The 21,587-nt window shown below is 75.1% G+C and carries 22 protein-coding genes and 1 pseudogene; 9 read left to right on the top strand and 14 right to left on the bottom strand.

The window, feature by feature from the left end; translation table 11 throughout:
- Positions 1-4 precede the first annotated feature (4 nt).
- From ABD345_RS21475 to ABD345_RS21450, 6 genes are all read right to left on the bottom strand, one after another.
- A complete protein-coding gene (locus tag ABD345_RS21475; RefSeq protein WP_344554087.1) occupies positions 5-3,250 on the bottom strand; it encodes a DUF4135 domain-containing protein in 3,246 nt (1,081 codons plus the stop codon).
- Position 3,251: 1 nt separating this feature from the next.
- On the bottom strand, positions 3,252-5,498 hold the full coding sequence (locus ABD345_RS21470; protein ID WP_344554086.1) for an ATP-binding cassette domain-containing protein: 2,247 nt from the start codon (positions 5,496-5,498) through the stop codon (positions 3,252-3,254).
- Entirely contained in the window at positions 5,495-7,933 is a 2,439-nt protein-coding gene (locus ABD345_RS21465; protein WP_344554084.1) for an ATP-binding cassette domain-containing protein, read from the bottom strand. The genes ABD345_RS21470 and ABD345_RS21465 overlap by 4 nt, the downstream gene beginning before the upstream one ends.
- Complete coding sequence (locus tag ABD345_RS21460) at positions 7,930-8,715, bottom strand: biotin/lipoyl-containing protein (protein WP_344554083.1); 786 nt, start codon at positions 8,713-8,715, stop codon at positions 7,930-7,932. The genes ABD345_RS21465 and ABD345_RS21460 overlap by 4 nt, the downstream gene beginning before the upstream one ends.
- On the bottom strand, positions 8,712-9,950 hold the full coding sequence (locus ABD345_RS21455; protein ID WP_344554082.1) for a cytochrome P450: 1,239 nt from the start codon (positions 9,948-9,950) through the stop codon (positions 8,712-8,714). The genes ABD345_RS21460 and ABD345_RS21455 overlap by 4 nt, the downstream gene beginning before the upstream one ends.
- A gap of 104 nt (positions 9,951-10,054) precedes the next feature.
- Positions 10,055-10,219 carry a hypothetical protein gene (locus ABD345_RS21450; protein WP_157852240.1) on the bottom strand — a complete coding sequence of 55 codons (165 nt, stop codon included), beginning with the start codon at positions 10,217-10,219 and terminating at the stop codon, positions 10,055-10,057.
- Between the two features lie 281 nt (positions 10,220-10,500).
- Between ABD345_RS21450 and ABD345_RS21445 the strand changes: the two genes are divergently transcribed.
- The gene (locus ABD345_RS21445; RefSeq protein WP_344554080.1) at positions 10,501-11,499 is read left to right on the top strand and encodes an ABC transporter ATP-binding protein; all 999 of its coding nucleotides are present in this window, start codon (positions 10,501-10,503) and stop codon (positions 11,497-11,499) included.
- Positions 11,496-12,305, top strand: coding sequence for an ABC transporter permease (locus tag ABD345_RS21440; RefSeq protein WP_344554079.1), 810 nt, complete (start codon positions 11,496-11,498; stop codon positions 12,303-12,305). Before ABD345_RS21445 ends, ABD345_RS21440 begins: the two co-directional genes overlap by 4 nt.
- A gap of 143 nt (positions 12,306-12,448) precedes the next feature.
- Here the strand turns inward: ABD345_RS21440 and ABD345_RS21435 are convergent, their stop codons facing one another.
- Positions 12,449-13,285: an NAD(P)H-binding protein gene (locus tag ABD345_RS21435; RefSeq protein WP_344554077.1), complete on the bottom strand. Its 837-nt coding sequence runs from the start codon at positions 13,283-13,285 to the stop codon at positions 12,449-12,451.
- A gap of 274 nt (positions 13,286-13,559) precedes the next feature.
- Between ABD345_RS21435 and ABD345_RS21430 the strand changes: the two genes are divergently transcribed.
- Positions 13,560-14,045: an ATP-binding protein gene (locus tag ABD345_RS21430; protein ID WP_344554076.1), complete on the top strand. Its 486-nt coding sequence runs from the start codon at positions 13,560-13,562 to the stop codon at positions 14,043-14,045.
- Positions 14,046-14,062: 17 nt separating this feature from the next.
- Here ABD345_RS21430 and ABD345_RS21425 read toward each other — a convergent pair whose 3' ends face one another.
- Complete coding sequence (locus ABD345_RS21425) at positions 14,063-14,554, bottom strand: HPP family protein (protein ID WP_425556855.1); 492 nt, start codon at positions 14,552-14,554, stop codon at positions 14,063-14,065.
- Positions 14,555-14,764: 210 nt separating this feature from the next.
- Between ABD345_RS21425 and ABD345_RS21420 the strand changes: the two genes are divergently transcribed.
- Positions 14,765-15,379, top strand: coding sequence for a signal peptidase II (locus tag ABD345_RS21420; RefSeq protein ID WP_344554072.1), 615 nt, complete (start codon positions 14,765-14,767; stop codon positions 15,377-15,379).
- 29 nt (positions 15,380-15,408) lie between these two features.
- Here the strand turns inward: ABD345_RS21420 and ABD345_RS21415 are convergent, their stop codons facing one another.
- Genes ABD345_RS21415 through ABD345_RS21405 form a run of 3 tightly spaced genes read right to left on the bottom strand, consistent with a single transcriptional unit; the run spans position 15,409 to position 16,180 of the window.
- The gene (locus ABD345_RS21415) at positions 15,409-15,645 is read right to left on the bottom strand and encodes a hypothetical protein (protein WP_344554071.1); all 237 of its coding nucleotides are present in this window, start codon (positions 15,643-15,645) and stop codon (positions 15,409-15,411) included.
- Positions 15,642-15,827, bottom strand: a complete 186-nt coding sequence (locus tag ABD345_RS21410; protein ID WP_344554069.1) for a hypothetical protein — start codon at positions 15,825-15,827, stop codon at positions 15,642-15,644. Before ABD345_RS21410 ends, ABD345_RS21415 begins: the two co-directional genes overlap by 4 nt.
- Positions 15,824-16,180: a hypothetical protein gene (locus tag ABD345_RS21405; protein WP_344554068.1), complete on the bottom strand. Its 357-nt coding sequence runs from the start codon at positions 16,178-16,180 to the stop codon at positions 15,824-15,826. Before ABD345_RS21405 ends, ABD345_RS21410 begins: the two co-directional genes overlap by 4 nt.
- 113 nt (positions 16,181-16,293) lie before the next feature.
- Here ABD345_RS21405 and ABD345_RS21400 point away from each other — a divergent pair, with 113 nt between their 5' ends.
- The 3 genes from ABD345_RS21400 (at position 16,294) to ABD345_RS21390 (ending at position 17,820) form a co-directional block, all read left to right on the top strand.
- On the top strand, positions 16,294-17,133 hold the full coding sequence (locus tag ABD345_RS21400; protein ID WP_344554066.1) for a helix-turn-helix domain-containing protein: 840 nt from the start codon (positions 16,294-16,296) through the stop codon (positions 17,131-17,133).
- Positions 17,117-17,326: a DUF397 domain-containing protein gene (locus ABD345_RS21395; RefSeq protein ID WP_344554065.1), complete on the top strand. Its 210-nt coding sequence runs from the start codon at positions 17,117-17,119 to the stop codon at positions 17,324-17,326. Before ABD345_RS21400 ends, ABD345_RS21395 begins: the two co-directional genes overlap by 17 nt.
- A 167-nt stretch (positions 17,327-17,493) precedes the next feature.
- On the top strand, positions 17,494-17,820 hold the full coding sequence (locus tag ABD345_RS21390; protein ID WP_344554063.1) for a putative quinol monooxygenase: 327 nt from the start codon (positions 17,494-17,496) through the stop codon (positions 17,818-17,820).
- Positions 17,821-17,866: 46 nt separating this feature from the next.
- Here ABD345_RS21390 and ABD345_RS21385 read toward each other — a convergent pair whose 3' ends face one another.
- Together ABD345_RS21385 and ABD345_RS21380 are read right to left on the bottom strand one after the other, a co-directional pair.
- Positions 17,867-18,469, bottom strand: a complete 603-nt coding sequence (locus ABD345_RS21385; protein WP_344554062.1) for a hypothetical protein — start codon at positions 18,467-18,469, stop codon at positions 17,867-17,869.
- A gap of 128 nt (positions 18,470-18,597) precedes the next feature.
- Entirely contained in the window at positions 18,598-19,527 is a 930-nt protein-coding gene (locus ABD345_RS21380; protein WP_344554061.1) for an alpha/beta hydrolase, read from the bottom strand.
- Positions 19,528-19,658: 131 nt separating this feature from the next.
- On the opposite strand from ABD345_RS21380, the gene ABD345_RS21375 reads away from it, so the two are divergent.
- Positions 19,659-20,105 (top strand): MarR family winged helix-turn-helix transcriptional regulator, encoded by a 447-nt coding sequence (locus ABD345_RS21375; protein WP_344554060.1) that lies wholly within the window; start codon positions 19,659-19,661, stop codon positions 20,103-20,105.
- A pseudogene (locus ABD345_RS40325) lies at positions 20,051-20,407 on the top strand (hypothetical protein); the annotation flags it as partial. The gene ABD345_RS21375 and the pseudogene ABD345_RS40325, both read left to right, overlap by 55 nt.
- 38 nt (positions 20,408-20,445) lie before the next feature.
- Here the strand turns inward: ABD345_RS40325 and ABD345_RS21365 are convergent.
- Positions 20,446-21,486 carry an AI-2E family transporter gene (locus ABD345_RS21365; protein WP_344554059.1) on the bottom strand — a complete coding sequence of 347 codons (1,041 nt, stop codon included), beginning with the start codon at positions 21,484-21,486 and terminating at the stop codon, positions 20,446-20,448.
- Between the last annotated feature and the right edge of the window lie 101 nt (positions 21,487-21,587).

Here is a 21,587-nt window from a genome sequence, read left to right as displayed (position 1 = left end):
GCGGTCAGCGCAGGGTGGCGAGCGGGGCGGCGGAGGCGTCGTGCAGGCGCAGCAGCAGCAGGCCGACGGCGACGGTGCCGTCCAGCGCGCCGAGGTTGACGGCGTCGTGCGCGGCCCGGTCCGGGAACCAGGTGCCGTGCAGGCGGTGGCGGGTGAGCAGTTCGCGGACCATCAGGGCGGCGGCCTCGCGCCCGTCGTAGAACGGGCCGTCCAGCAGGGCCCCGGTGGCGTCCTCGGGCAGGGTGTGGACGAGGCCGGCCTCGGCGGCGGTGAGTGCCTCGGTGGCGGCGGAGAGCAGGGCGCGGCCGGTGAGGGCGGCGAGTTCGGGGCCGGTGACGGGCGGGGCGAGGGCGCCGAGGTCGGCCTGGTCGACGGCGTCGGCGCCGAGCGAGACGGCGGCGTCCAGGCAGGCGAGGCGGCCGGAGCGGGTGGCGGTGTCGAAGCGGTGGGCGTGCAGCCGGGCCCGGACGTCCTCGGGGTCGGCGAGCAGGGCGGGGGCTTCGGCGAGGGTGCGGGCGAGCGCGGCGGCGATCGAGTCGGTGCCGCCGGGGACGAGCTGCAGGAAGTCGAACGGGCTGTGTTCGTCGGCGAGCCGGTCGAGCGCGCCGGCGGCCAGGACGCGGATCGCCCGGTCGGTCTCGCCGTGGCCGCCGCCCGCGGCGCGGCGCAGCCGCAGCAGGTTGAGCAGCAGGCCGGCGGTGCCGAGCGGGACGTCGGCGTGCGGGATCTTCACCGGGCGGCCGGGCCGGTTGGAGGCGGACTCGGCGACCGTCATGGCGCCGGGGACCAGGGCCTGGGCGGCGGCGAGGAAGTCGGCCTCGCCGAGCAGCAGTCCGCCGCGGGCCAGGCCGTGGATGATCGCGCCGGGGCCGAAGAAGCCGCCGGGGACGGGTGCGCCGGAGGCCAGCCGGGAGTCGCCGGCGAACGCGAACGCCTTGGGTTCGGCCGGGTCGATCAGGGCGGCGGCCTCGGCGAGCAGCGCGTGGGCGGCCCGGTGGAAGCGGGGTTCGCCGGTGGCGGACCAGAGTTCGGCGAGGTAGAGGGCGATGCCGAGGGTGCCGGCGGTCAGGTCGGGGCCGAGCACCTCGACCTGGCGCAGGCCGGTGCCCGGGTACCAGCCCTGGGCGACCCAGCCGGTGCCGCGCCGGGCGTCCAGGATCCGGTCGCCGATCGCGACGGCCTCGGCCAGCAGTTCGCCGGGGGCGGGCGGTTCGGCGGCGGTGAGCGGGCGCGGCGGGGTGGCGGGCTCCTCGGTGCCGGCCCGGGCGGCGTCCACGCAGCCGGAGAGCACCGCGACGTGGGTGTCCAGGTCGAAGTCGTCGAGTTCGGCGACCCGCTGCTGGAGGCGCTGCCAGCCGGTGGAGCGGAAGTGGCCGGGGATCTCGCGGCCGTCGGCGGTGAACACCGAGGACGAGGTGGTCAGCGAGCGGAAGAACGGGATGTCCAGGGTGCGGAAGGAGTCGAGCTCGGCGAGCACCACCTCCAGCAGGTCGCCGCGGTCCGGGTCGCCGGAGCGGGCGGTGACGGCGCCGCGCAGGGCGCCCGCGATGACGGTCTCCCGGGTCGCGCCGTCGTCCAGCGCGAGCGGGCTGGTGGAGGCGCGCAGGATCTTGTAGCCGTCCCAGGTGTGCCGCCAGATGTAGCGCACCCAGACGCCCCGGAATCCGCTCAACGGTCCTTCGGGGTCGGCGAGTTCGGCGCGGATCCGGTACAGCGCGTCGTGCATCTCGCGGTAGCCCTCGACCACTTCCTCGGTGTACTGCCACGGGTCGGCGGGCTGCCCGTCGTGCACCGGCCGGTAGGCGGTGATGGGCAGCGCGGGCACGCCGGGGACGACCTCCAGGCTGCCGACCCGGGACAGGCAGCCGATGTCGAGGGCGTCGGTGCGTCCGGCCGGCGTCCACGCTTGGAAGGCCATCGCGGTGCGCACCACGGTGGTCTCCAGCTCGTCCAGCAGGGCGTGCTGGGCGTCCTTGAGCACCGGCGGGTTCTGCACCCGCGGGTAGAGCAGGCACTCCAGGTCGATCAGGACGGGGTGCTCGCCGTCGGCCAGCAGGTTGTCGGCCCACATGTCGCGGCCTTCGAGCAGCTGCACCAGCCGGATGGTCATGCCGAGCCGGCGGTAGAACCGGGCGAAGCCCGCGCGGTCGGCGCAGGGGCGGGACGGGACGAGCTCCTCCCAGCCGTAGTCGCCGGAGCAGTCGGTGCTGAGCGAGGCGCCGTGGCCGTCGTCGCCGCGGTCGGAGCGGATCAGCACGGTGCGCACCGGCAGGTCGAGGCTCAGCTCCCGGTTGAGGCGCTCGACCAGGCGGAGGAAGGCGGTGGCGTGCCGCATGTCCTTGGGCTTGTAGACCACGCCGGCGCCGTTCGCGAAGCGCAGCAGCGCCACCGAGCGGCCCTGGGCGTGCCGGTCGCCGGCGTCGCCGTGCACCGAGTCCAGCGCGCCCGGGTCGACCCCGTCCCACATCTCGGCGACCAGGCCGGCCCGGTCGGCGGAGAGGCGGGCGAACATCTCGGTGTACATCTCCTGCCACTGCCGGCAGACCGTGCCGATCAGGTAGGCCAGCGCGGGCAGCCGCTCCAGCCGGGCCAGCCAGCCCGCGGCGGAGGCGTCCGGGCCGCCCTCGGCGTCCCAACCGGTGGCGCGGGGGCGGCCGGTGGCGAGCTGGAACTCCTGGCAGAGGGTGAGGTTGGCGACCTCGACCAGCCGTCCGGTCAGGGTGCCGACCACGTCGGCGCGGCCCTTCGCGGTGACCGGGACGCCCAGCACCGAGCCCTGCCCGGCGGGCAGCAGCGCGTCGGCGGCGGCCCGGAAGCCGGCCGCGACCGCGCCCGGTCCGGTGGCGGGCGCCTCGCTCTGGGCGCGCAGGAACACGGCCAGCGGGTACGCCCAACTCGGCAGCTTGGCCGGGTCGGCGAGCCGGACCCGGCGCAGGCCCTCGCCGAGCGGGCGGCCGGTCTCGGCGAGGTGGTCGAGCAGCACCCCGGCGGAGCGCTGGTCGCCCGCGGCGCGGCGCAGCCAGGTCTCGACGGCGGCGGTCCGGCTGCGCCGGTCCTCGCCCTGGTCGGGGGCGAACAGGGCCTGCCCGTCGTCGCGGGCGGCGGCGCGTTCCTCGAAGCTGGCGGCGGCGGCGATCACGGCGTGCAGCCGCTCGTCGGCGCCGGGCAGGCCGGGCAGCAGGGCGGTCGTCGGGGCCGCGGGGCCCGGGGTTCCGGCGGTGCGGAGCCAGGTCTGAACGTCGAGCGACATCTCACATCTCCTGGAAGCGGGCGAGGCGGGTGAACAGCGGTTCGGTGCCGAGCAGTTCGCGGTAGGTGCCCTCGGCGGACACCCGTCCCCCGTCCAGCACGTAGATCCGGTCGGCGGTGCGGATGGTGCTCAGTCGGTGGGCGATCACCAGGCGGGTGCGGTCGAGTCCGGCGACGGCGGCGGCGACCCGCTGCTGGGTGGCGTTGTCGAGGGCCGAGGTGGCCTCGTCGAGCAGCAGCACGGCGGGGTCGCGGACCAGGGCGCGGGCCAGCAGCAGGCGTTGCACCTGGCCGCCGGAGAAGCCCTGGGCGTCCTCGCCGACCCTGGTCCCGAGGCCCATCGGCAGGGCGCGCAACTCGTCGGCGATTCCGGCGAGTTCGGCGGCGTGCCAGATCCGGTCCTCGGTGACGTCGGGGTCGGCGCCGGCCAGGTTCTCCAGCAGCGAGCCGCGCAGCATCCGGCCGTGCTGGAGCACCGAGCCGAGCTGTCGGCGCACCAACCGGGCGTCCAGGGTGGCGAGTTCGCGGCCGTCGTAGCGGATCGCACCGGCTTCGGGCCGCTCGAAGCCGAGCAGCAGCCGGATCAGGGTGGACTTCCCGGCGCCGGACGGCCCGACCACGGCGACGAACTCGCCGGGCTCGGCCCGCAGCGACACCCCGTCCAGGGCGGGCAGCGCGCTGCCCGGGTAGCGGAACACCACGCCGTCCAGGGCGAGTCGGCCCCGCAGCCGGCCGGGGTCGGCGAGCTGCCCGGCCCGTTCGGCGGCGTTCACCGCCGGTTCGGCGAGGATCGGCCGCAGCCGCTCCAGCACCGGGGCGACGCCGTACGCGCCGACCGCGGCGTGGGTGACCTGGCCCAGCGCCAGCGCGACCTGGCCGGCCGCCACGCCGGCCGCCATCAGGTGCCCGGCCTCGGCGGCCGGGCCGAACGTCGCACCGGCCAGCAGGACGGCCAGCAGCAGCGGTTGGAGCGCGGTGGTGAGGGCTCCGGAGAGCGCCTCGCTGCGCATCGCGGCGGCGTCGGCGCGCTTCTGCCCGGCGAACGGGACGGCCCAGCGGGCGAACGCCTGGATCTCCCGGCCGGCGGTCTGGATCTTGTCGATGCCGAGCAGCAGCCCGTACAGCACGCCCTGCAGCTGCCCGTGCGCCTGGTAGACCTGCGATTCGTACTCCTGGCGGCGACGGCCGAGCAGCAGCAGCGCGGCCGTCACCGCCAGCACGGCGAGCAGCAGCAGCCCGCCGAGCCGCCAGTCCACCAGCAGCAGGACCGTCAGCCCGGTGACGGCGAACACCGCGCCGAGCACGGCGCCCACCAGCACCTCCGAGAGGGCCTGTCGGGCCTGCGCCACCGCGTTCGCCCGGTGCACCAGGTCACCCGTGGTGTAGTCGCGGAAGAACCTGGCGTCCTGGGACAGCAAGCGGTCCCAGACGGCGGGTTCGAGCGCGTGCTGCACCCGGCCGGTGAGCCGGACGGCCGCGGTGTTGCGGACCAGCGTGAGCAGCCAGGACGCCACCACCGCGGAGCCCAGCAGCACGGCCAGCCAGCGCACCGGGTGCCGTTCGGCCAGCAGCAGGCCGGGCAGCAGCACTCCGGTGGACAGCGGGACGAGCAGGCCGAGCAGCGCCGACACCAGACCGGCCAGGCTCAGCACCGCCAGGTCCCGGCGGGCACCGGGCACGGCGAGGGCGAAGCGCAGCAGGTCGCCCGGGGTCGGGCACCCCGGTGGCAGCGGCGGGTACAGCAGTAGCGCCTGGCGGCTCAACTCCGCACGGGTGGCAGCCCGTTCGGAGCCCGGGTCGTGGCGGCGGTGCCGTCCGGCCCGGGGGATCAGGGCGATCGGCCGGCCGTCCTCGGCGGCGAACGCCACCATCGGTCCGGCCGTGCCGTTCTCGTCCCCGCCGGTGAGGGTGACCGGGCGCCAGCGCACTCCGGCCCGGCGCAGCAGCGCCGTGACCGGGTCGGCGGCGTCCCGCACCGCGGCGGGGATCTCGTGGGGCACCGGCACTCCCAGGGCCCGCAGCACCTCCCGCGCCAGGTCCGCGCGGTGGCGCGGCGCTGTCGGCGTGGCTCCGCCGCGGCGCGGGGAGGTGTGCGGGCGGGTGGTGGTGCCGAACTCCGCCAACGCGTCCGCGAGCGCGGTCCGGTTGGCGGCCGCGGTGGCGTCGGCCCGGGTCGCCGGGTCGCGCTCCTCGTCCGCCGCGGTGGTCGTGGTCCCGCCCGCGGGGGCGGCAGTGGTGGTGACGGTCATGCCTGCTCCTCCGTCCGGACGGGCTGGTCGTGGGTGGTCTGGGTGGTCTGGGCGGCCTGGGTGGCCTGGGTGGCCTGGGTGACCTGGGTGGTCCCGGCCGTCTCGGCGGTTTCGGCCGTCTCCGGGTCCCCGCCCGTCCCGGCGGCCGCCGCTTCGCGCAGCAACTCCCGGTACGGGCCGTCCTGTTCGGCGAGTTCGGCGGGCGGGCCCTGCTGGACGATCCGGCCCTCGCGGATCACCACGACCCGGTCGGCGGCCCGGATGGTGCTCAGGCGGTGGGCCAGCACGAGGCAGCTGACGCCGCGGCGGCGCAGGTGCCCGTTGACGGCGGCCTCGGTGTGGGCGTCCAGCGCGCTGGTGGCTTCGTCGAGCACGACCAGCGCCGGGTCGAGGGCCAACGCCCGGGCGATCTCGATGCGTTGGCGTTCGCCGCCGGACCAGTTGCGGGCGTCCTCGTCGATCCGGGCGTCCAGTCCGCCGCGGCGGCGGACCAGTTCGGCGGCTTCGGCGTCGGCCAGCGCCCGGTGCAGGGCGTCCTCGCCGGTGGCCGGGTCCCAGAGCGTGAGGTTCTCCCGGACGGTGCCCTCGAAGAGCCGCAACTGCTGTTCGACGTAGGCGACCTGGCCGGTGACGACGGCCCGGTGCCAGTCGTCGCGGGGCTTCCCGTCGAGCAGCACCTCGCCCTTCCAGGGCCGCAGCACGCCGGCCGCGAGCCGGGCCAGCGTCGACTTGCCGCTGCCGCTGCCGCCGACCACGGCGACCCATTCGCCGGGGGCGATCCGCAGCGAGATGCCGGTGAGGGCGGGGGGCCGGTTGGGGTCGTAGCCGAACTCCAGGTCGCGCAGTTCGAGTTCGCCGCGCAGCCGGACGGGTTCGGCGGGGGCGTCGAGCACCGGGGTGAGGTACGGGTCGACCTCGCTGGTCTCGATGTCCTCCAGCAGGGCGTTCTGCGCCCGGGCGACGGTGAACTCGGAGCCGGTGCCGACCAGTTGCGAGACCGGCAGGAGGAAGCCGTTGAGCAGCAGCAGGAAGGCCAGCAGGGTGCCGAAGGAGAGCGAGCCGGCCAGCAGCAGGGCGGTTCCGGCGATCACGGCGGCGGCCGCGGCGGCGGAGTTGAGTGCGCCGGGCAGCGAGAGCGGCACCAGCACGCTGGCGGCGACCTGCTGCCCGGTGTGGGCGGCGCGGGCCTGCCAGCCGGCCCAGGAGCGGAACAGCGCGTCCTCGGCGCCCTCGGCCTTGACCGTCTCGATCGCCGACACCCCGGCGAAGGCGACGCCGTCGCGCTTGTGGCCCTCGGCGTGCAGCCGGTGGATGGTGCCGCCGCGCCGCCGGTCCGCGGAGCGCAGCGCGAGCGCGTCCAGCACCGCGACGGCGACCGGGATGACGGCCAGCTTGGGGGCCAGCCAGAGCAGCGCGCCCAGGTGCACGGTGGCGGCGGCCAGCGAGGAGGCGGCGCCCGCCACCCGGTAGGAGAGCAGGTTGGCGAGGCCGTCGTTGAGCTGCACCCGGGTGACCAGGCCGCCGAGCTGGCGGCGGTGGAAGAACGCGCCGGGCAGCCGCAGCATCCGCCACAGGAAGGCCGCCGAGGAGCGGGCGGCCATCGCCTCCAGCACCCGGTTGACCATCGCCGAGCGCAGCCAGTTCCCGGCCAGCACCAGGGCGGTCACGGAGAACCCGGCCAGGGTGAGCGGCACCGCCCAGCCGCTCGCGCCGCCGTTGACGACGGTCGCCAGGTAGGTGCGCAGCAGGAAGGCGGAGGCCACGCCGGGCAGCGTCATCAGCATGCCGACCAGCACCGCGACCAGCATCGGCCAGGCGTACGGCCGCATCCGGGCGGTGAGCGAGCGCAGCAGCGGGAAGCGGCGGCCGCCGGGTTCGAAGTCCGGTCCGGGTTCGAAGCCGACGGCGATGCCGGCGAACGACTCCCAGAACTCGGCCGGGGTGGCCGAGTAGGAGCCCAGCGAGGGGTCGTTGACGTGCACCCGGCCGCGCTTGACGCCCTCGAAGACGGCGAAGTGCGGGCCGGTGACCAGCACCATCGACGGCACCGGCACCGCGTCGAGGCCCTCCAGCCGCTCGCCCTCGCGGCGCACCACCCGGCGGCCGCGGGCCAGCAGCCCGTACCGCCCGGCGGCCCGGGCGACGGCGGCGGCGCTGACGCCGTCCCGACTGACCCCGCAGGCGCGGGACGCCTCGTTGAGCGTGATCCGCCGCCCGAAGGCGCCGAGCACCACGGCGAGGCAGGCGGCCCCGCAGTCCTGCTCCTCCATCTGCGGGACGACGGGCGTGCGCAGGTGGGTGCGCTTCTGCTGGGCCTTCCTCCGTGTGCGCGGCTCCGGTGGCCGCGGCGCCTCCGGCCGCGGCGGCGGCCCGCCGTTGGCGGTGCGCGGTTCGGTGGCGGGCGGCTCGGCGGTGGCGGTCCGGGCGGGCTTCATCGCTTGGCCTCCTGTCCGAGCACCGCCTGGTAGGGGTGCCGGCTGCCGAGGTCGACCCGGACGTCCAGGGCCAGCGGGCCGGCGAACGCGACGCCCTGCGGGAGCCGGGCGTAGGCGATCCAGACCGGGGCGCCGCTGGACGGCAGGCCGGGGAGGGCGACCGGCAGGGTGCCGTCGAGCGAGTCGGCGCGGACTGGCAGCGCCTCGACGCGGTCGATGACGGCGCGCACCGCTCCCCCGCCGGGTGCCGGGACGAGCACGGGCAGGCCGGGGGCGAGCTTCGCCGCGTCCTGCGGGTCGTCCAGCAGCAGTCGGACGGTGGCCGGGGCGGCGGTCGGGTCGAGGGTCAGCACGGGTGTGCCGGGGGCGAGTTGGCTGCCGGGCGGGGCCAGCAGGGCGCTGACGGTGCCGCTCTCGGGGGCGGTCAGTTCGCCGTCGCCGACCCGGGCCAGCACCTGTCCGGCGGTGACCGGGTCGCCCGGCCGGACCTCGAACTCGACCAGGCTGCCGGGGCGTTCGGCGGCCACCCGGACGGGGGCGTCGCCGTGCGCGGCGACGGCGTGCACGGTCATGGTGTGCGGGAGCTTGCCCCACACCGCCCAGCCCGCGCCCGCGCCGACGGCCAGCACCAGGGCGGCGCCGGACAGCCACAGCCGGGCGCCGATCAGCCGCACGGGCTGGTCGAGTCCGGGCTCCAGCACGGCGGCGGCCCGGGCGGCGGCGACCACCGCGGTCTGCGAACGCTCCCGTTCCGGCGCCTCGGGCTCCGTCGCGGTGCTCATGCCGCCACCTCCATCAGCTCGGTCCGCAGCGGGCAGGACACCGGCAGTTCGCGCACCCCGCCGAAGGCGAACTGCTCGTTCGGGCGGGCGGTGGCCTCGGTCAGGGTGGTGCTCAACTCCCGTACGGCGTCGGCCTCGGCGAGGCCGCGCAGGACGGCGGAGCCCGCGATCAGGGAGAGCGGGGCGCCCAGGCAGTGGTGCGGGCCGTGGCCGAAGGCGAGGTGCTGGCGTTCGGGGCGGTCCGGGTCGAAGCGGTCGGGGTCGGCGAAGCGGCGCGGGTCCCGGTTGGCGGCGGCGTACAGCAGCATGGCGACGCTGCCCGCCGGGACGACGGTGTCGCCGAGGACGACCTCGCGGGTCAGTGCCCGGGCGCTGGCGCGGACCGGGCTGCCGAGCCGCTGGGCCTCGTCGAACACGGCGGCGGCCAGCGCGGGTTCGTCGCGGACCCGGGCGGCCAGACCGGGGGTGCGGATCAACTCCCAGGCGGCGACGGCGAGTCCGGAGGTGAGCGTCTCCAGGCCGTTGGCGAGCAGCATCACCACGAAGGCGAGCAGTTCCTCGGTGTCGAGCCGGCCCTCGCCGCGCGCGGTGGCCAGTCGGCTGATCAGGTCGTCGCCGGGGCGGGCGGTCCGTTCGGCGCACAACTGCTCGACGTAGGCGTGGAATTCGGCGAACTCGGCGTCGATGGCGGCGGCTCCGGGGCCGGTGCCGGCCGGGTCGAGCATGGCCCGGGCGACCAGGCCCGCCCAGCCGGTGATCCGGTCCTGCTCGGAGTCGGGGACGTCGAGGATGGCGCAGGAGACGGCGACCGGCAGCGGGACGGCCAGGTCGGCGACGAGCTCGAAGGAGCCGGCGGCGATCAGCGGGGCGAGCAGTCGGGCGGCGGTGGTCTCGATCCGCTCGCGCATCTGCTCCAGCCTGCGGTGGCTGAACGCGGCGGTGGCGAGCCGCTTGAGCCGGGTGTGGTCGGCGCCGTCGCGCATCGGCAGCATCCGGTTGACCACCTTGAGCAGGGCGGTGTTCCCGGCCCTGGGCAGTCCGACGGTGGTCGGGTCGACGTTGGTGCCGGGGTTCATCAGGACGGTGAGGACCTCCTGGTGCCCGGAGACCACGTACAGCGGGCCGAGGTCCAGGACGGGTGCCTCGGCCAGCAGCCGGCGGTAGAGCGCGGGTGGGTCCTGCTGAGCGGCGGGCTGCTGGATGAACCGCGTCAGCTCGTGCCGGAGGCTGTCCATGCCCGGCTCTCCTTCAATCTGGCGGTCTGGCTGGGGCGTTGGGGCCGGAGCGGGGTGCGGGGGTGGGCCGCCCGAGAGCGGACCACCCCCGCACGGGTCCCGAATTACTCGGCCGCGACCTCGGCGACGGAGTTCGACACCGAGCTGAAGCTCGACACCGGGCAGGCGGCGGAGAGCAGGGAGGAGACGGAGACGCCGCCGTTGACGGTGTCCAGCTCCTCGACCTCGATGTCGAACTGCTCGTCCTTGTTGATCTCGTTCTGCGCCATGGGAGGCTCCTTCTTGTCTCGCGGCTCCGGCCCGCTTCCCGGGTCGATCGCCTCGGTCAGTCCTTCTCCCGCCTTTCGCTTTCCCGGTCCGGCTTTCGCTTTTTCCGGTTCCGCTCTCGGCGATGTCTCAACTATGACCGGCTTCCGGAAATCCGTGCAGTAGGAGATGTCAGATTCCGCGGGGCGTGAATGTCATGACCCGAGATGACATTTTGCACATGTTCTGAGCTGCGGCGATGCGCTACTTGCCGCGAACCGCCCGCACCCGTCACGCTGCCTGCATGACACCTCTTTCCGAGAAATTCCCGGCCGTGGAGGTAGTGGACCTGCGGCGCAGTTACGGAGAATACGAGGCCGTGCGCGGCGTCTCCTTCTCGATCGCCCGCGGCGAACTCTTCGCCCTGCTCGGCACCAACGGCGCGGGCAAGACCACCACCCTGGAGGTGCTGGAGGGCTACCACCCGCCGACCTCCGGGCGCGTCCGGGTCTTCGGCCTGGACCCGTTCACGGCCGGGCCGCAGGTCCGCCGGCGCACCGGGGTGATGCTCCAGGAGGGCGGCTTCTTCAAGGAGTTGACCGTCAAGGAGACGGTCGACTGCTGGCGCTCCTTCACCAGCCGGGCCCGGCCGACCGCCGCGGTGCTGGCCGAGGTCGGCCTGGAGGCGCGGGCCGGCACCCGGGTCGGCCAGCTGTCCGGCGGCGAGCGCCGCCGGCTGGACCTGGCGCTGGCCGTGCTGAACGAGCCGGAGCTGCTCTTCCTGGACGAGCCGACCACCGGCATGGACCCGGAGGCCCGGCGGGCCACCTGGCGGCTGGTGGCGGGGCTGCGGGCGGCGGGCACCACGGTGGTGCTGACCACCCACTACCTGGAGGAGGCCCAGCAGTTGGCCGACCGGGTGGCCATCATGGACCGCGGCGTGATCGCCGCCGCGGGCACCGTCGCCGAGGTGCTGGCCGGCCGCGGCGACCTGATCACCCTCCCGCTGCCGCCCGGCCTCGACCTGGCCGCGCTGCCCGAACTGCTCGGCGCCGCACCGTCCTCGGCGGACGGCCGGGCGGTCTACCGGGTGCCCCGCTCGGCGCCCGCGCTGGCCGCGCTGCACGCCTGGGCGGCGTCCCGGGGCGTCGAGCTGGACGGCCTGGAGGTGCGCTCCGGCTCGCTGGAGGACGTCTTCCTCGACCTCGCCGACCGCCACGCGCCCGCCGACCGGCACTCCCCCGGCGAGCACCACACGCCCGCCGACCGCCACTCACCCACCGCGACGGGAGCGTCCCGATGAGCTGGTTCACGTACGCCAAGGGGCAGTTCGCCCTGTCCTGGAAGGTGTTCTGGCGCAACCGGCGCTCCACCTTCATCGGGTTCCTGCTGCCGGTGCTGCTCAACCTGGTGATCGCCGCGCCGCTGCGCGAGCGGGAGATCGGCGGGGTGAACGCCGCCGGGTACGTGGCGGTGGGGCTGCTCGGACTGGCCCTGGTGACCTCGTTCGTCAATCTGCTGGGCGGCGTGGTGGCGCGCCGCGAGGAGCTGGTGCTGAAGCGGCTGCGCGGCACCGAGTGCCCGCCGAGCGCGGTGTTCGCCGGGCAGGTGGGCGCGGGCGGGGTGGTGGTGCTGATCCAGGCGGTGGTGCTGGGCGGGGTCGCGGTCGGCTGGTTCGGGGCGCCGCTGCCGGCCGATCCGGTGCTGCTGCTGCTCGTCCTGCTGGGCGGCTACCTGCTGTTCTCGGTGCTGGCGGTGGCCCTGTCGGGGGTGACGCCGTCGACCGAGTCGGCGCCGCTGGTGGCGACGCCGGTGCTGGTGCTGTGCATGTTCGGCGCGGGCGTGTTCACCCCGGTCGCGGGCCTGCCGGAGTGGCTGCGCGGCCCGTCCGGGGCGCTGCCGCTCTCCCCGGTGGTGCGGGGGCTGCGGACGGCCTGGTTCGGCCGCGAGTTCGGCGCCGAGACCTGGGCGGGCGGCCCGCTGCGGGAGTTGGACCTGCTGCACGGCTGGACGTCGGCCGGGCCGTCGCTGCTGCTGCTCGCCGCCTGGCTGGCCGCGGCCGCGGCGCTCTGCCGCCGCCTGCTGCGCTGGGAGCCCCGACGCGGCTGAGGCCCCCGCCGGTCACCGACTTCGGCCCGTCCGGGTGCGGTCGGGGGAGCACCACGAGGAACGGGCCGTCCGGGAGGTCCGCACGACGGGCCGTCCGACCGCGCACGTCGCCGAGGACCGGGCGATGGCCGGGCGATGGCCGTTCACCGGAACAGGTCCAGGTGGTCGGCGGCCCAGCGGCGGAACGGGCGGCCGGGGCGACCGGTCAGTCGCTCGGTGGACCGGGCCGCCTCGTGGTGCTCGGTGGGCAGCGCGGCCCAGTAGTCCAGGACGGAGTCGACCAACGGTGCGGGCACGTGAGCGCTCAAGCGCGCGGCCGCCTGTTGACGGGTGGGCTCGCGCAGTTCGATCGGACGGTCGAGCAGTTCTCCCAGTATCCGGGCCTGGTCACGGAAGCTGAGGACTTCCGGGCCGCCGAGCGCGACGGTCTCGCCGTCCAGTCGGTGGCTGACGAGGGCCAGTTCGGCGACGTCGGTGACGTCCTCGGGATGGATGACGTCGAGCCGGGCGTCCGGATGCGCCTGCTCGACCGGTCGGCCGGCCCGGACGGCTTCCGCCCAGTGCAGCGCCATGGTGGCGAACCCGCCCGGGCGCAGCACGGTCGCGGTCAGCGGCGCGGTCCGCAGCGCCCGTTCGACCTGCAGGTGGTGCCGGGCGAGCGCGTGGTGTTCCGCGCCGGGGAGGGTCACCGCGTCCGACGAGAGCAGGACCACGCGCTGCACCCCGGCCGTGATCGCGGTGCTCAACAACGCGTCGATCCCGGCCGGTTCGGCGTAGAGGAAGACGTCGGTGACGCCGGTCAGCGCGGGGGCGAAGGTCGTCGGGTCCGCGAGGTCGAGGGCGACGGCGGGTACGCCGCCGGGCAGGTCGAGCCTTTCCGGGGCGCGGCTGGCCGCCCGGACGGCGTACCCGGAGGCGTGCAGGCGCCGCAGCAGACCGGCGCCGATGCCGCCGCGGGCTCCGGTGATCAGAAAACTCATCTGCCCAACTCCCGTTGATTTTCTGGGACGTGGCCCGCGAGCGAGGCCGGGCCATCAGCCTGCAACGGTTTCGGACACCGCGTCCAACGAAGATCGCCGATGGCAGCGATCCGCATGAGCCATGGATGAGACGTGGACCCGCGTCAGCCGAAGTGCCCCTTCCCCTGGGGACTTCCGGCCGTGGCGGGCCGCCGGTGCTCCGACCGAAGCTGGATGGTGCGGGTCGTCTCCTGTCGTCGGCGGGTGCCCGTGCGCATCCGCCGGGAGGCCCGTGATGTCTCGAAGTCGGCCGCAGCTCAGCCTGTTGACGCTCGACAGCACCCCGGAGTCGGTCGCCGGGGCCCGCCGCCACACCGTCCACGTGCTGGAGTGCTGGCGCGCCCGGGTGGAACTCTCGGACGCCGCCCGGCTGGTGGTCTCCGAACTGGCCACCAACGCGGTCCGGGTCCGCGGCGGCCCGCACGGGTTCACCCTCTCGCTGGTGCTGCGCGGCGGCTCGCTGCTGGTCCAGGTCGGCGATCACGACCCGCGCCCGCCCCGCCCCCGCCCGGCCGATCCGGACGCCACCGGCGGCCGCGGCCTGCACCTGGTGGACGAGCTCTCCTCCCGCTGGGGCTACTACCGCACCTCGCCGCACGGCAAGGTCGTCTGGGCCGAACTCCCGACGGGGAGCGCCTCCGACCGCTGCCCCGGCACCCTGGTGGACGCCCGGCAGCCCTTCCTGCCCACCTCTCCCCCGTCCGCCGAGCCCTGCTGCTGACGGCACCGCCGCCGCCCTCACCAGGCGACGGGGTACCGCACGGGGTGGCCGCCGATCCGGTGCGGCAGGAGGCCGAACAGCACCAGGACGGCCGTGGCGAGGGCCAGCAGCGGGAGGAACACCACCGGACGCGGGGACTGCAGCACCACGATCACGGCGGTCGCCGCCGCCGGGGAGTGCGGCACGTGCGCGATCAGCATCGCCACCAGGGCCAGTCCGCCGGCGACGGCCGCCGCCCACGGGCCCGGCCCGGCCACCGCCAGCACCAGGAAGCCCACCGCGGCGGACAGCAGCTGCCCGCCGACCAGGTTGCGCGGCTGCGAGATCGGCAGCCCGGGCGCACCGTGCACCAGGGCGGCGCTGGCCGCCAGCGGCGGGATCAGCACCGGCTGGTGCAAGGCCACCCCGACCCCGACCAGCACCAGCAGTGCCCCCATGGCAAAGCTTCCGGCTCGCATCGCGTGCCACGCGCGGCTTCCCAGCGTGGCGGCGTTCGAGGTGACGGACATGCGGAAACTCCCTGATCAGGCAGTATGCGATCCCAGGATCCTAAACAGACTGTTGACGTTTCAAGAATCCTGTTGCCTCAGAGGCAATCTTCCGCCGCCCTTCCGGTACGCCCCGGAGGGACGGGCGCAGATCGCCCCGGGGTACTTTCCTCGGGGCGAGAAGCCCCGCCCGCCGCCCACGGGGGGGCCAGGAGCGCGAGGAGAGCGAACATGACGACGAGCAACGCGGCCACGAGCGACGCGGCGAAGGACGACGCGGCGAAGGACGGCACCTCCGCCGCGCGCAGGCGGGTGCGGCTGCTGTGGGCGGTCGCCGCCGCCGCGTACGCGGTCGACCTGGGCAGCAAGCTGGCGGTGGTCGCCGGACTGGAGGGGCGCTCGCCCGTGCGGCTGATCGGCGGCTGGCTGGAGCTGCGAATCCACCGCAACCCCGGCGCCGCGCTCGGCATCGGCGAGGCGATGACGATCGTCTTCACCCTGGTCGCCTCGGCCGTGGTCGTCGTGGTGGTCCGGCTCTCCCGCCGCCTGGCCAGCACCTCGTGGGCGATCTCGCTCGGCCTGCTGCTCGGCGGCGCCCTCGGCAACCTCACCGACCGGCTGTTCCGCTCCCCCGGCGGCGCGCAGGGCGCGGTGGTCGACTTCATCGCGGTCCGCGACTTCAGCGTGATGAACCTCGCCGACTGGGCGATCAGCTGCGGCTGCGCCCTCGCCGTCGTCCTGTCCTTCCGCGGCACCTCCCCGAGCCTGACCCCCGCCACCGCCGCCGCCACCGCCTCGGACGCCGACCCCGCCCCGGAGGCCGGAGCCGTCGGCAGCAACTCCTGAACGGAGGCCGTCCCGGACGGGCCGTCCGCCTACCAGTAGGTGGCCCACAGGTGCTCGACGCCGTCGGCCGAGCGGCGGTGGCCGAAGCGGTCGGCGGCGCGCAGGACGGCGAGCACCTCCAGGTGGTTGGAGTCGCTCTCCCCGGGCGGGAGTTCGAGCAGGACGTGGGCTCCCTCCGGCACCTCGGTGACCTTGACCTCCACCCCGATCAGCTCGGCCAGCCGGGCCGCCCCCGCCCAGGCCCGGGTGAGCGCGTCGTCCGTCACAGCCCCTCCACCGCGCGCTCGGACGGGACGAGTTCGGCGAGCGTGGTGACGCTCTCCCGCCCGTCCCGCAGGCTCCGGACGAACACCCCGCAGCCGTGCACCGCCATCACCCGGACGTCCTCCCCGGAACGCCGGTCGTACGCCGGCCGTCCCTCCTCGGGCTCCCACCGCTCCGTGCTCACGCGCTCAGCTCCCTCGCCACCAGGTACGCGCCCTCGCCCGGCCGCACCGGAGACAGCCCGTTCTCGGCGAACACCCGGGCCAGGATCCGCTGCGACCGCCCGTCGATCAGCCGCCCGGTCAGCCGGGCGTACTCCGTCAGCACCTCGGCCAGCGCACGGGCCGTCGCCGCGCTGCACCCCCCGAGCGAGACGTGCGCCCCCGCCCTCAGCCCCCGCCCGCTCATCACCGGCATCACACTCGGCTCCGACGGCAACCCCGCCAACCGCCACGCCGCCTCCACGGCGTCCGCCGCCCCCTCCGCCTCGGCCTGCCGGGCGCGCAGTTGCGCCGCCCCGTGCTCCGTCTCCGCCATCGCCGCTCCCTGCCTCGGATCCTGGACTTTCCACCCTCAGCATCGGCACGGATAGCTACCCTGAACAGGGACGACGTTGCAGCAACGCTGCTGTAGTGAAGTGGATGTGACGCATGGTCAACCCCAAGGAGCTCGGCCCCGCCACCTCTCCGAGCGCCTACTACGGTTCGGAGCTACGGCGGTACCGCGAGAAGATGGGGATCTCCCAGCGGGAGTTGGGCGATCTCGTCTACTGCTCCGGCGGGTACATCGGCCAGATCGAGGTCGCGGCCCGGAACCCGCAGGCAGAACTCTCCGAACGCTTCGACAAGGTCTTCGAGACCGGGGACCACTTCGCCCGCATCTACCTCCTGGCGGCCCACCGACAGCACGCCGCCCACTTCACGCGGGTCGCCGAACTCGAAGCCCAGGCCGAGCAGATCTTCGAGTACGCCCCGACCCTGGTACCTGGCCTGTTGCAGACGGCCGACTACGCGCGGGCCGTCATCCGGGCCAGCAATCCGTTCATCGAGGCCGAGGAGGTGGAGGAGAAGGTGTCGGCCAGGCTCGGGCGGGTGCCCGTCCTGACCGATACAGCAGCCGCCAAGCTGTGGGTCGTCCTCCACGAGGCGGTGCTCCGGCTACCGGTCGGCGGCAGGTGCGTGATGACCGAGCAACTGCGCCACCTCTTGTACTTGGTACGCGCGGGCAAACTCGTGCTCCAGGTACTGCCGTTCAGCGAAGGGGAGCACTCCCTCGTGACGGGTTCGCTCTTCATGATGACGTTCGCAGAAGCCCCACCGGTGGCGTACGTAGAGGGCCCGTACTCAGGCCAGTTGCTCGACGATCCGGTCATAGTCGCCCGTTGCCAGGCGGCCTATGATGCAGCCAGGGCCGCCTCGCTGTCGCCGAAGGCGTCCCTGCCCCTGATCGAATCGGCGGCGGAGGAATACGCACATGAGCAACGCCCTTGACCCCGGCGCCTCCGCCTGGCGCAAGTCGTCCTACAGCGGCGGCGACGGCGGAAACTGCGTCGAGGTGAACGACAGCAACCCCGGTGCTGTGAGGGACTCCAAGGACCCCGAGGGCCCCCACCTGGCCTTCTCCCCGCGCACCTGGCAGGCGTTCGTCACCGAGGTCAAGGCGGGCACCTTCCCCGGCGCGTGACCGCCCGACAGCCGTCGACTCCCGGGCCCCGGCGCCCCTCGGCATCGAGATGCGGTCGGCCCCTTCAGTCTTTCGCCACTTGCCGGGCGAGTCCCGAAGTCCCCTCCCTCACACCGCAGTTGCCTTAAGATCGGATGCGAATCGATCAGGCGGAGGGGTGAGTGCGCATGTCCAGCGGGAACGAGTTCAGCGTCTACGGGCGGATGACCGCGCTGCCCGGTCGGCGGGACGAGCTGGTCGCCGTGCTCCTCGACGGGTTCCGGGTCAGCGGCGAGACCGGTGGCCTGCTCGACTACAGCATCAACACGGCCTTCGACGACCCGGACACGGTCTGGCTGACCCAGCTGTGGACCGACAAGGAGGCGCACGACGCGACCACCCGCTCCGAAGCGGTCGCCGTGGTGACGCGCCGAGTCGGTCCGCTGCTGGCCGGAAAGCCCGAGGGCTCCTACGGCCACGCCGTGCATGTCGGCAGCCGAACTACCGACTCCTGAGCATCCGAATTGACTGAGCGTCGTGGACCCGGATCCGTGCCCGAGCTCAGCCGGCGGACGGCGTCGCGGGCGCCGCGCCGAGGGCCAGTCGGATGACGTCGGCGTCGTGGGCGCGCAGCCAGTAAGTGTCCCGGCCGAAGCGGACGGGCGAGGCGTAGCCGATGCGGGCGTGGGCGGGGTTGAGCACCGCTCCGCCGGGGGTGAAGGCCGGGACCGCGGGGGTGATCGGCTGGGCGGCGCCCTCCTTGCGGCCCTGCCAGGAGACCTCCGTGCCGCCGTCCGGGGTCCGCTGCAGCAGCAGGTGGCCCCGGGTCTCGTGGCCACCGCGGACGGCGAAGCCGAACAGGCAGAGCCGGACGCCGGCGGCGAGGCGGAGCTGGTCGCCCTCGGGGGTCCGGTTCCGGCCCAGGGCGGTGCGCGCGACGAGCCTGGCCGCCCAGCCCCGGTAGGTGGCCGAGGTGGTCTCCGCGCCCGCGACGCCGTAGTGGTAGGAGGGCGGCAGCATCGCCCGGACCAGGCTCGCCACGACGAACCAGAGGACCAGCCCCAGCCGGCCCACGAGGGGCCCGCCGAGCGCGAAGCCGCCGAAGGTCAGGACCAGTACCAGCGTCAGCGTCCCGACCAGGTGCACCACAAAACGGATGTTCATGTGCTTCCTCGCACGCTCTCCGGAAGGGATCGTTCGCACGGACCCTAGACCCGGGAGGGGAACGCCGAGCAGCCGGGGCGGCCCCCGCCCGTCCACTCGCTCGCGCCGCGCCGCGCCGGGACTGAGGTTCAGCCGACGACGTCCGACCGCACGGCGTCCGACCGCGCGGCGTCCAGCCGGTCGGTGAGGAAGCGGGCGGTGCGGTCGAGGGCGGCGTCCGCTTCGTCGAGGCGGCCGTAGTGGTGCTGGTAGACGTGCGGGAGGCCGGGGCCGACTTCGAGCGTGACCTCGACGTCGGCGGCGACCGCGCGGGTCGCGAGCCGGACCGCGTCGTCGAGGAGCAGTTCATTCGTTCCGACCTGGACGAGCAGCGGGGGCAGGCCGGTGAGGTCGGCGTACAGCGGGCTGGCCAGGGGGTGGGTCCGGTCGTCCGCGCCGAGGTAGTGGTCGGCGTAGGCGTGCAGGTCGGCCTCGACGAAGAGCGGGTCGGCGTCCTTCCTGGAGCGGACGCTCTCCCCGGTGACGGCGAGGTCCACCCAGGGGGAGAAGACCGCCACCGCGGCCGGCATCGGCAGTCCGGCGTCCCGGGCGGCGAGCAGGGTGGCGATGACCAGTCCGCCTCCGGCGGAGTCGCCGGCCAGGGCGAGGGCGCGCGGGTCGGTGCCGGTGGCCAGGAGTTCGCGGTAGGCGGCGAGCCCGTCGTCGAGGGCCGCGGGGAAGGGGTGTTCGGGGGCGAGCCGGTAGTCGACCGAGGTGGTGGGCAGTCCGGCGCGGCGGGCGAGTTCGCCGACCAGGCCGGCGTGGGTGTCGGGCGAGCCGATGACGTAGCCGCCGCCGTGCAGGTAGAGCAGGCGGCCGCGGGCCGGGGCGCCGGCGGGTTCGAACTCCAGGGCGGGGCGCCCGCCGAGGACGGTCCGGCGGACGGCCACGTCCGCGGGCCCGGGGCGGGTGATGGCCGCGGCGAAACCGGCGCGCTGTTCGGCGGGGGCGGGCGGCACCTCGCTGCGGGGGACGGAGCGGAACAGGGCGTCCAGGGCGTCGCGTTGCTGGCGGGACATGGGGGCCTCCGAGGGGCGCGGGTGCGAGTGGGCGTGCGGGCGGGTGTGCAAGGATGGATTCCCAGGAATCCATCTGCCGACTCGAACAATATTCCAAGGAATACGATTCCCGGGAATCCATTGGAGCGAATGTGAGCAGCGTCACACCCTTCTTCATCGATCTGGTCCGCACCGAGACCCGCCTCTACAACGCGGTGAACACCCGGCTGCGCGCCGAACTCGACCTCGGCACCGGGCAGTTCGAGCTGATGGAGATCATCGACCGGGTGCCCGAGTGCCGCGTGCTCGACATCGTCGGCGAACTGGCGATCACCGTGGGCGCCGTCAGCAAGGCCGTCGACCGGCTGGTGGCCGCGGGCTGGTGCCGGCGGGCCGCCCACCCCCAGGACCGGCGCTCCTCGCTGCTGCACCTCACCCCCGAGGGCGACGAGCGGCTGTCCGCCGCCCGCCGCGTCGTCGAGGCGGAACTCGCCGCCCTGACCGCGGCCGTCACCCCGGACGACCTGGACCGCGCCGCCGCCACCCTGGCCCTCCTGCGCGCGGCCCTCGAAGCGGGCGCCCACGGCCAACTGGGCTGACCGGCACCGCCCACGACGGAGGCCCCGGCCCACCAGGGGACGGTGCCGCCCTCGTCGAAGAACGCACCGCTCGGGCCGCCGTCCGGCAGCGTGGCCAGATCGCCCTCGGACGCACCATGGCCCTCGTCCCCGCCTCCGCCCGCACCTGGCTGTGGCACGAGCACGCCGCCGTCCCGCTGACCGACGCGCCCCCCGTCGTGACCCACCTCGCCTGGCCCCCGCACAGCCGCTCCCGCCCGCTGGCCGCCCTGGTCCGCACCGCGGCGCGCCTGGCGGCCCCGGACACCGCGCCGACCCCCTGAGCCCCCGCCGGGCCGGGGCCCGTGAGCCGGGGCCCGCCTCAGCTCCGCCAGCCCCGCACCTGCCGGCCGACGCCGACCGCGGCGGCGGTGAGCGGCACCGCCAGCAGCGTGCCGAGCAGGCCGCCCAGCGAGGCGCCCGCCGAGATCGTCAACAGCACCACCGCCGGGTGCAGGCGGACCGTCCGGCTCTGCACCGCGGGCTGCAGGATCGCCCCCTCCAGGGCCTGCACGCCCAGCACGATCCCGAACGCCCACAGCGCCTCGCCCGGGCCGCCGTCCGCGAACGCCACCACCACCGCGGTCAGGCCGGACAGGAACGCGCCCGCGTACGGCACGTACGCGCCGACGAACACCAGCGCGCCCAGGCCCAGCGCGTGCGGCACCCCGAGCAGGGTCAGGCCCAGCGCGATGAAACCGGCGTCGATGCCCGCGATGATCGTGGTGCCGCGCATGAAGCCGGACATCGCCGCGTACCCCGTCCCGACCACCGCGAGCACCCGCTCCTGCTGCCCGGCCGGGGACGCCCGGCGCAGCGCCGCCACCAGCAGTGCCCGGTCCTTCAGCAGGAAGAACGCCAGCGCCAGCGTCAGCACCCCGCAGGCCAGCACCTGCGCGGCCAGGCCCACCCCGCTCAGCACCCCCGAGACGACGCCCGCCCCCAGGCTGCTCCCCCACTGCCGCAGGCCGCTCGCCGCGCCGCGCACCGCCTGCGCGAACGGGTCCGTCCCCGAGGCCCGGTCCGCGGCCGCCTGCAACGAGGCCGTCAGCCCGGACGCGGCGTCCGAGATCAGCTTCACCACCACCCACAGCGCCCCGCCCACCACCGCCACCAGCAGCAGGCACCCGACCGCCGCCGCCAGGGCCCGCGGCAGCCCGCGCGCCGTCAGCCGCCGGCTCACCGGCTCCACCAGCGCGCTGATCAGCACCGCGATCAGCAGCGGCACCACCGCCGCCCGCAGCAGCACGCACAGCGCGATCACCAGCGCCACCACCGCCGCCGCCACCAGCACCGCCGCCCCCCACCGCGACGCCGACCGCCACCCCTCCCCCGCCGCGCCGGGCTCCCGCTCGAACACCACCGAAACCCGCCCTTCCGCCGCACCACCCGCCCGCTTTGCGCCGAATCCTCCCCCACCACCCCCACGCCACCCCCGCCCCGCACCCCCACCCACCCCGAATC

This window comes from Kitasatospora saccharophila, from assembly GCF_039529925.1.
In the GTDB taxonomy this organism is placed as follows: Bacteria; Actinomycetota; Actinomycetes; order Streptomycetales; family Streptomycetaceae; genus Kitasatospora; species Kitasatospora saccharophila.
Note: the sequence above shows the minus strand (reverse complement) of the source record. Positions and strands in the feature narration are given on the sequence as shown.